Below are 9,080 nucleotides of genomic sequence, written 5' to 3'. Positions count from 1 at the left end.
AGGGCGCGCAAGCACTTCGCAAGAATGGCAAAAACGGCAAGAATGGCAAGCCAAAGTCCGCGCTGCCTGCGCCGTCGAAAAAGCCCTTCGGCCAGGCCGGCAAGGCGCTCGACGGCGTGCGTATCCTCGATTTCACGCATGTGCAGTCTGGCCCAACCTGCACCCAGCTCCTCGCCTGGTTCGGCGCGGACGTGATCAAGGTCGAGCGACCGGGTGTCGGCGACATCACCCGCGGCCAGCTGGTCGACATCAAGGGTGCGGACTCGCTCTACTTCACCATGCTCAATCACAACAAGCGCTCGATCACGATCGATTCGAAGCATCCGCAGGGCAAGCGCGTGCTCAATGAGTTGATCAAGAAATGCGACGTGCTGGTCGAGAATTTCGCGCCGGGCGCGCTCGATCGCATGGGGCTGACCTGGGATCACATCCACAAGCTCAACCCGCGCATGATCGTGGCTTCGGTCAAGGGCTTCGGCCCCGGTCCCTACGAGGATTGCAAGGTCTACGAGAATGTCGCGCAATGCACCGGCGGCGCGGCCTCGACCACCGGCTTCCGCGACGGCGTGCCACTGGTTACCGGCGCGCAGATCGGCGATAGCGGCACCGGCCTGCATCTGGCGCTCGGTATCGTCGCCGCGCTCTATCAGCGCAATCGAACCGGCCGCGGCCAGCGCGTGCTGGCTGCCATGCAGGACGGCGTGCTCAACCTGTGCCGCGTCAAGCTGCGCGACCAGCAGCGTCTCGCCCATGGTCCGCTGACGGAATACAGCCAGTATGGCGAGGGCATTCCGTTCGGCGATACCGTACCGCGAGCCGGCAACGATTCCGGAGGCGGTCAGCCCGGGCGCATTCTCAAGTGCAAGGGCTGGGAGCAGGATCCGAACGCCTACATCTATTTTATTACGCAGGCGCCGGTCTGGGGCGCGATCTGCGATGTGATCGGCGAGCCGACCTGGAAGACCGATCCGGAATACGCAACGCCAAAGGCGCGGCTGCCAAAGCTCAATCAGATTTTCGAGCGCATCGAAGCCTGGACCATGACCAAGACCAAGTTCGAGGCCATGGAAATTCTGAACGAGTACGACATCCCCTGCGGTCCGATTCTCTCGATGAAGGAGATCGCCGAGGATGAGTCGCTGCGCAAGACCGGTACCGTGGTCGAGGTCGATCATCCGGTGCGCGGCAAGTATCTGACCGTCGGCAATCCGATCAAGATGTCGGACTCGATCTCTGAGGTGAAGCGTTCGCCGCTTCTTGGCGAGCATACGGATGAAGTTCTCACCAAGGTTCTGGGCTTCGACAAGAAGACCGTCGCCGAGATCAAGGCATCGGGAGCGCTTTCGGCGCCGGAAAAGGAAGGCAAGGCTGCGGCGTGATTATTGTCGTCCCCGCGAAGGCGGGGACCCATACGCTGTGCTCTCTCGATAGCGCTGGGGTTATGGGCCCCGCTTTCGCGGGGGGGCGACTGGACATAATTCGGGGGAGGTGCGTTCGATGCGTATCGTGGTTCACGGCCAGCAGGCCTTCGGCAAGGCCGTGCTTGAAGCCCTGCTCAAGCGCGGCGAGAATGTGATCGGCGTTTATGTCGCGCCGGAAAAGCCCGGCGGCAAAGCCGACCCGCTGAAAGAAGCTGCGCTCGCGGCAAACCTCCCGGTCTATCAGCCGTCCTCGTACAAGGATCCGGCGGTGTGGGAACAATTCAAGGCGCTGAAGCCCGACCTGCAGGTGATGGCCTTCGTCACGCTGTTCGTGCCGGAGGAGTTTCTGAACATTCCGACCCACGGCTCGATCCAGTATCACCCCTCGCTGCTGCCGCTCTATCGCGGCGCCTCCGCCATCAACTGGCCGATCATCAAGGGCGAGAACGAAACCGGGCTGTCGATCTTCTGGCCGGATAACGGACTCGATACCGGCGATATCCTGCTTCAGAAGAAGACTCCGATCTCCGACAAGGACACGCTCGGCACCGTTTATTTCGATCGTCTGTTCCCGATGGGCGTCGATGCGATGCTTGAATCGGTCGATCTGGTGAAGGCCGGCAAGGCGCCGCGCATCAAGCAAGATCACTCCAAGGCGACTTACGAAGGCATCTGCGGACCGGGCAATGCGCACATCGATTTCGGCAAGCCGTGGGAGCATATCGACCGGCTGATCCGGGGGTGCAATCCCTCGCCGGGTGCGTGGGCCACGATCAACGGCGCCAAGCTGAAAATCTTCGATGCTACGCCGTTGCCCGCCCGCGATCCCAAGGGGATCGGCGGAAAGATCGGCGAAGTCGTGGCGGTCGATGCCGACAGCGTCACCGTCGCCTGCGCCGACGGACGCATCAAGATCACGCGCGTGCAGGCCGATGGGCCAAAAGTTGGCGCGGGAGAATGGGCCGCAGCCGCAAAGATCGAAAAGGGCGCACGCTTCACATGATGCAAGTTTCGTCACCGCTTCGTCGCGGCCGGCCTTGACCTGGCGATCGCGATAGGGGAGGCACATGCCGCCTTGAAACGGATGCGCGGGTTTCGCTCTCGCATGACGAAAGACAAAGACTGAAAGACCGGAAATCCAGCCACCTGTTTTGCTTTTGATGGAATCGAAACACCATGCCCGCCTCCCAGCATCAGAAACCGCTGTCCGATATTGAAATCGCCCAGGCCGCCAAGATGCGGCCGATCGTCGATGTCGCCAAGGAACGGCTTGGCATCGACGCGAAGAACCTCGAACCTTACGGCCATTACAAGGCCAAGGTGTCGATGGATTACATCAAATCGCTCGCGAACAAGCCAAACGGCAAGCTGATCCTCGTCACCGCAATCAACCCGACCCCGGCCGGTGAGGGCAAGACCACGACCACGGTCGGCCTCACCGATGCGCTGAACTTCATCGGCAAAAAGGCGATGTGCGCCTTGCGCGAACCTTCGCTCGGCCCGTGCTTCGGCGTGAAGGGCGGTGCAGCGGGCGGCGGCTATGCCCAGGTGGTGCCGATGGAGGACATCAATCTGCACTTCACCGGCGACTTCCACGCCATCACTTCGGCGCACAATCTGCTGTCGGCGCTGATCGACAACCACATCTACTGGGGCAATGCCCTGGGCATCGACTCGCGCCGCGTCGCGTGGCGCCGCGTCCTCGACATGAACGACCGCGCGCTGCGCGAAATCGTCTGCTCACTCGGGGGTGTCGCCAACGGCTATCCGCGCGAAGCCGGCTTCGACATTACGGTGGCGTCGGAAGTGATGGCGATCTTCTGTCTTGCCAAGGACCTCAACGATCTCAAGGCCCGTCTCGGCAACATCATCGTGGGCTATACCCGCGACCGCAAGCCGATCCGCGCCAAGGAGCTGAAGGCGGACGGCGCGATGACCGCGCTGCTGAAGGACGCAATCGCGCCGAACCTGGTGCAGACGCTGGAAGGCACGCCGGCCTTCATCCATGGCGGCCCGTTCGCCAACATCGCGCATGGCTGCAACTCGGTGTCGGCGACCACCGCAGCGCTGAAGCTGGCCGATTATGTCGTGACCGAGGCGGGCTTCGGCGCCGACCTCGGCGCCGAGAAGTTCCTCGACATCAAGTGCCGCAAGGCCGGGTTGAAGCCGGATTGCGTGGTCATCGTCGCCACCATCCGCGCGCTAAAAATGCATGGCGGCGTGAAGAAAGAGGATCTCAAGAAGGAAGACCTCAAGGCGCTGGAAGCCGGCATGGCGAACCTGCAGCGGCACATCGAGAATCTCAAGAAGTTCGGTCTGCCCGCGGTGGTCTCGATCAACCGCTTCTCGGCCGATACCGAGGCCGAAATCAACCTCGTCAAGGAGAAGTGCAAGGCGCTCGGCGTCGAAGCCATCATGGCCGATCACTGGGCCATGGGCGGCGAGGGCGCAGCCGACGTTGCCAAGGCGGTGGTCAAGATCATCGACGAAGGCAAGGCCAATCTGAAGCTGCTCTATCCCGACGAGATGCCGCTGTTCGAGAAGATCCGCACCATCTGCAAGGAAATCTACCGCGCCGATGACGCGACTGCTGACAAGTCGGTCAAGGATCAGCTCAAGCAATGGGAAGAGATGGGCTTCGGCCATCTTCCGGTCTGCATCGCCAAGACGCAGTATTCGTTCTCGACCAATCCCGACGCCAAGGGGGCGCCCACCGGTTTCAACATTCCGGTCCGCGAAGTGCGGCTCTCGGCCGGCGCCGAATTCGTGGTTGCGGTTTGCGGTGAGATCATGACGATGCCGGGCCTGCCCAAGGTACCGTCTGCGGACTCGATCGACGTCAATGCGGAAGGCCGCATCGTCGGTCTGTTCTGAAATCAGCGCATAATCACGCATGCAAAAGACCCTCTCCGCGTCGGCGGGGAGGGTTTTTATTGGCGGTGTATTCTTCGCGACCCATTAGCGCCCAAGGTTAGCATGACCGCGACGCGCGATAAAAATTGGGTCTGCGCTTTCGCGGGGGCAGCCGTTTCGATAGGATCGCGGCCCCAAACGAGGACCATTCCATGCTCAAGTTCTACTACAGCGGCGCACCCAATCCGGTGAAGGTTGCGCTGTTTCTTGAAGAGGCCGGGATTCCCTATGAAGCCATTCCGGTCGATACCCGCAAGGGCGAACAGCACAGCCCGGACTATCTGAAAATCAATCCGAATGCGAAGGTGCCGGCGATCGTTGATGGCGACGTGACCGTGTTCGATTCGAACGCGATCCTGCTCTATCTTGCCGACAAGACCGGCAAGTTTCTACCGCCGCAATCGGACAAGAATCGTGGCGAGTTGCTGTCGTGGCTGATGTTCGTTGCCACCGGCTTGGGTCCGTTCTCCGGGCAGTCGGTGCATTTCCGCCATTATGCGCCCAAGGACGGTTCGGATTATGCGGTGAACCGCTACGTCTACGAAGCGCAGCGCCATTACGGTGTGGTCGACGCGCGGCTCGCCACCCGTAAATACATGGTCGCTGAAACCTATACGATCGTCGACATGGCGCTGTGGGGCTGGGCGCGCATGGCTCCGTTCGTGGCCGGTGACGACATGTGGACGAAATTCCCGAATCTGAAGCGTCTGGTCGATGAGATCAGCGCGCGGCCGGCGGCAAAGATCGCAAATGCGCTCAAGGACCGTCACGCCTTCAAGACCGAGATGGACGACGAAGCGCGGAAGGCCATGTTCCGGCACATGGACGTGAAGGTGGTGTAGGCGACCCATGGCGTGATGCGCACGCGCGTCACGCCTCGCCCATCTCCTTCGCCGCACGCCTGGCTTCCGCCACCAGCGCCGCTGTCAGCGGCGTCATCGGTTCGCGCGCCGGTGCCACAAGACCGATCGTGTGGACCGCCTCAGGCTCGACGATCGGGATCGCGCGGATCGTGTCGGTCAGTCCGAGCGTCTCGGCGAGCTTCGAGGGCATCACCGTTGCCCAGCGGCCGGTGCGCACATGGGCAAACAGCACAACCACAGAATTCGACTCCAGAGTCGGCTGCGGATCGCCGCCGGCCGAGCGCAGCAATCCGTCGATGATGCGGCGGTTCTGCATGTCCGGCGTCAGAAGACAGAGCGGAACCTGCGCGACCTCGGCCCAGGTGACGCGCTGCCGGTTGCCGAGCGGTGCATCGGGCGCCGTCAGCAACTGATAGCGCTCCTGATAGAGCGGGACGGTGTTCACCCGGCCGAGCGGCTCGTTGTCCAGATAGGTGATGCCGGCGTCGATCTCGAGATTTTCCAGATGCGTCAGAATCTGGATCGAGGTCTGCGACAGGATGGTGAACCGCACATCGGGATGGCGTGCGCGAAACGGTGTTGTGATGGCGGCGACCATCGCGAGTGCCGTTGGGATCGCGGCAATCTTCAGCCGGCCGGTCAGGCCCTTCTTCAGTGCGGTGATCTCCTGCCGCATCGCGCGGCTGTCGCCAACAATGCGGCGTGCCCAGTCGAGAGTGCGCTGGCCCTCCGGGGTCAGCCCGATAAAGCGCGAGCCGCGGCGCACCAGCATCACGCCCAGCTGCTCTTCGAGCTGCTTGATGCCGGCGGACAGCGTCGGCTGCGTCACACCGCAGACGTCCGCGGCGCGGCCGAAATGCTCCTCGCGCGCGAGCGCCATCAGGTATTCAAGCTTGTCCAGCATGGTTGTAAAACTACCGCATTTTCAGGGGCTTGGAAAGAACGATAGAAAAATCCTATCGACGCATCGGTAGTTGGGGATTGTTCTAAGGAGGCCGCTTCGCGAAGGTGCGGTATGAGCACCGCAGACACACTAACCCGTTCCAGGCCCTTAAGTTTTGACGGTTCCGGTGGGCGAGGCCGCAGGGCCCGCCAGACCCCGAAGGGCCGTCAGGTCGATCCCGAGGCGCTGGCCGAAATCCAGGCGCTGCTGACAGACCGGCCGCGCCGCCGCGACCTCCTGATCGAGCATCTGCATCTCATTCAGGACAAGTATGGTCACCTCTCGGCCGCGCATCTCGCTGCGCTCGCGCACGAGATGAAGATGGCGCTGGCCGAAGTGTACGAGGTCGCGACCTTCTATGCGCATTTCGATGTGGTGAAGGAGGGTGAGACACCGCCGCCGGCCATCACCGTCCGGGTCTGCGACTCTTTGTCCTGCGCCATGGCGGGATCGGAGAAGCTGCTGAGCGAACTGCAAGCGAAGTATGGCAAGGATGTGCGCGTGATCCGCGCGCCCTGCATGGGCGCCTGCGACGTTGCGCCGGTTGCCGCGATCGGTCATGTGCAGACGTTCCACGCCAATGTCGCCAAGGTCGCCGAAGCGGTGGAGGCGAATGAGCATGCGCATGCGGCGACGCCCGGCAAGTCGTTCGAGATCTATCGGTCGGAAGGCGGTTACACGCTCTTGAAGTCCTGCCTCGACGGTATGCGCACGCGCGAGGAGATGATCAAGGCGGTCGACGATTCCGGTCTGCGCGGGCTCGGCGGGGCAGGCTTCCCGACCGGGCGCAAATGGACCTTCGTGCGCGCGGAGAAAGGGCCGCGCCTGATGGCGGTCAACGGCGACGAGGGTGAGCCCGGCACGTTCAAGGACCGCCATTATCTCGGTCTTGATCCGCATCGCTTCATCGAAGGCATGCTGATCGCCGCCTGGGTGGTGGAAGCCACCGATGTCTATTTCTATCTGCGCGACGAGTATCCCGAATTGCGGCTGATGCTGCTCGAGGAAATTGCCAAGGTAGAAGCTGCGGGCCTGACGCCGCACACCAAAGTGCATCTGCGTCGCGGCGCCGGCGCCTATATCTGCGGCGAAGAAAGCGCAATGATCGAATCGATCGAGGGCAAGCGCGGGCTGCCGCGTCATCGCCCGCCTTATGTCGCCCAGGTCGGCATCTTCGGCCGTCCGACTCTCGTTCAGAATGTCGAGACGCTGTATTGGGTGCGCGACATCGTGGAGAAGGGCGCGGACTGGTTTTCCTCGCATGGACGCCATGACCGCAAGGGTCTGCGCTCGTTCTCGGTGTCGGGCCGCGTCAAGATGCCGGGTGTCAAGCTCGCGCCGGCGGGCATCACCATGCGCGAGCTGATCGACGAATATTGCGGCGGCATGCAGGACGGCCATGTATTGAAGGGCTTCCTTCCCGGTGGCGCATCGGGCGGTGTTCTGCCCGCAAGCATGGCCGACATCCCGCTCGATTTCGGTACCCTTGAGAAATATGGCTCCTTCGTCGGCTCTCATGCCGTCGTCATCCTGTCCGATCAGGATGACATGAAAGCGGTCGCGCTCAACCTGATGAAGTTTTTCGAGGACGAGAGTTGCGGCCAATGCACTCCGTGCCGCGTTGGCACCGAGAAGGCGGTGAAGCTGATGGAGCAGGGGCCCTGGAACGAAGATTTGCTGAACGAGCTGTCGGCGGCGATGCGGGACGCCTCGATCTGTGGGCTCGGCCAAGCCGCGCCCAATCCGCTGCAGAGCGTCATGAAACATTTTCCAGAGGATCTGAAAAAGCCTCTGAAGGGTTGGTGAAACGATGACCCAGAACCCGAAACACATTCACGGCGAGAAGTGCGTCACCTTTATCCTCGACGGACGGCAGGTGCATGCGCATGAAGGCGAGACCATCTGGCAGGTCGCCAAGCGCGAAGGCATCGACATCCCGCATCTGTGCTACTCGCCGGAGCCCGGCTATCGCGCCGACGGCAATTGCCGCGCCTGCATGGTTGAGATCGAGGGCGAGCGCGTGCTCGCTGCAAGCTGCATCCGCAAGCCGACCGAGGGCATGAAGGTCAATGTCTCGAACCACAGGGCCGAGACCGCGCGTAAAATGATCTTCGACCTGCTCGTCTCCGACCAGCCGGAGCGCGCCACGTCGCACGATCCGGCTTCCAAGTTCTGGTCGTGGGCGGACAGGATGGGTATCGAGACCGGCCGCTTCCCCGAACGTGAGAAGAAACCGGCACCAGACCGCAGCCATGTGGCGATGGCGGTCAATCTCGATGCCTGCATCCAGTGCAATCTCTGTGTCCGCGCCTGCCGCGAAGTCCAGGTTAACGACGTGATCGGCATGGCCGGTCGCGGCCATCACGAAAAGATCGTGTTCGACTTCGACGATCCGATGGGCAATTCGACCTGCGTTGCCTGCGGCGAGTGCGTGCAGGCCTGCCCGACCGGCGCGCTGATGCCGTCGTCGCTCGTGAACGAAGAGAATGTGCGCACCGGCTATGCCGACAAGCAGGTGAATTCGGTGTGTCCCTATTGCGGCGTCGGCTGCCAGCTCACTTACCATATCAAGGACGACAAGATTCTCTACGTGACCGGCAAGGAAGGCCCTGCCAACGAGAACCGGCTCTGCGTGAAGGGCCGCTTCGGCTTCGACTATGTGCATAATCCGCAGCGCATCTTGAAGCCGATGATCCGCAAGGAGGGCGTGCCGAAAATCCCGCATGAATTCATCGACCCGATGAATCCGTGGACGCATTTCCGGGAGGCGACCTGGGAGGAGGCGCTCGACAAGGCCGCGCAAGGCTTTTTGAAGATCCGCGAGCAGCACGGGCCGAAGGGGCTCGCCGGCTTCGGCTCGGCGAAATGTTCGAACGAAGAGGCCTATCTGTTCCAGAAGCTGGTCCGCACCGGCTTCGGCACCAACAACGTCGATCACTG

7 protein-coding genes are annotated in these 9,080 nt (G+C 62.1%); 6 read left to right on the top strand and 1 reads right to left on the bottom strand.

Features of this window, described 5'->3' with window-relative positions:
* The first annotated feature begins 62 nt into the window (after positions 1 to 62).
* The 4 genes from frc (at position 63) to ACK41X_RS21335 (ending at position 5,176) form a co-directional block, all read left to right on the top strand.
* Positions 63 to 1,379 carry a formyl-CoA transferase gene (frc, locus tag ACK41X_RS21350; RefSeq protein ID WP_409727616.1) on the top strand — a complete coding sequence of 439 codons (1,317 nt, stop codon included), beginning with the start codon at positions 63 to 65 and terminating at the stop codon, positions 1,377 to 1,379.
* A gap of 118 nt (positions 1,380 to 1,497) precedes the next feature.
* A complete protein-coding gene (locus tag ACK41X_RS21345; RefSeq protein WP_409727613.1) occupies positions 1,498 to 2,424 on the top strand; it encodes a methionyl-tRNA formyltransferase in 927 nt (308 codons plus the stop codon).
* Positions 2,425 to 2,597: 173 nt separating this feature from the next.
* Positions 2,598 to 4,295, top strand: a complete 1,698-nt coding sequence (locus ACK41X_RS21340; protein ID WP_409727610.1) for a formate--tetrahydrofolate ligase — start codon at positions 2,598 to 2,600, stop codon at positions 4,293 to 4,295.
* 191 nt (positions 4,296 to 4,486) lie between these two features.
* A complete protein-coding gene (locus ACK41X_RS21335) occupies positions 4,487 to 5,176 on the top strand; it encodes a glutathione S-transferase family protein (protein ID WP_409727607.1) in 690 nt (229 codons plus the stop codon).
* Between the two features lie 28 nt (positions 5,177 to 5,204).
* Here the strand turns inward: ACK41X_RS21335 and ACK41X_RS21330 are convergent, their stop codons facing one another.
* Positions 5,205 to 6,101: a LysR family transcriptional regulator gene (locus ACK41X_RS21330; RefSeq protein ID WP_409727604.1), complete on the bottom strand. Its 897-nt coding sequence runs from the start codon at positions 6,099 to 6,101 to the stop codon at positions 5,205 to 5,207.
* Positions 6,102 to 6,212: 111 nt separating this feature from the next.
* Here ACK41X_RS21330 and ACK41X_RS21325 point away from each other — a divergent pair, with 111 nt between their 5' ends.
* Together ACK41X_RS21325 and ACK41X_RS21320 are read left to right on the top strand one after the other, a co-directional pair.
* The gene (locus tag ACK41X_RS21325; RefSeq protein ID WP_409727601.1) at positions 6,213 to 7,946 is read left to right on the top strand and encodes an NAD(P)H-dependent oxidoreductase subunit E; all 1,734 of its coding nucleotides are present in this window, start codon (positions 6,213 to 6,215) and stop codon (positions 7,944 to 7,946) included.
* Between the two features lie 4 nt (positions 7,947 to 7,950).
* The coding region (locus ACK41X_RS21320) for a 2Fe-2S iron-sulfur cluster-binding protein (RefSeq protein ID WP_409727598.1) at positions 7,951 to 9,080 on the top strand (1,130 nt) is incomplete at its 3' end.

The organism is Pseudorhodoplanes sp. (assembly GCF_046289595.1).
Classification (GTDB): domain Bacteria; phylum Pseudomonadota; class Alphaproteobacteria; order Rhizobiales; family Xanthobacteraceae; genus Pseudorhodoplanes.
This window is presented reverse-complemented; position numbering and strand designations above follow the sequence as displayed.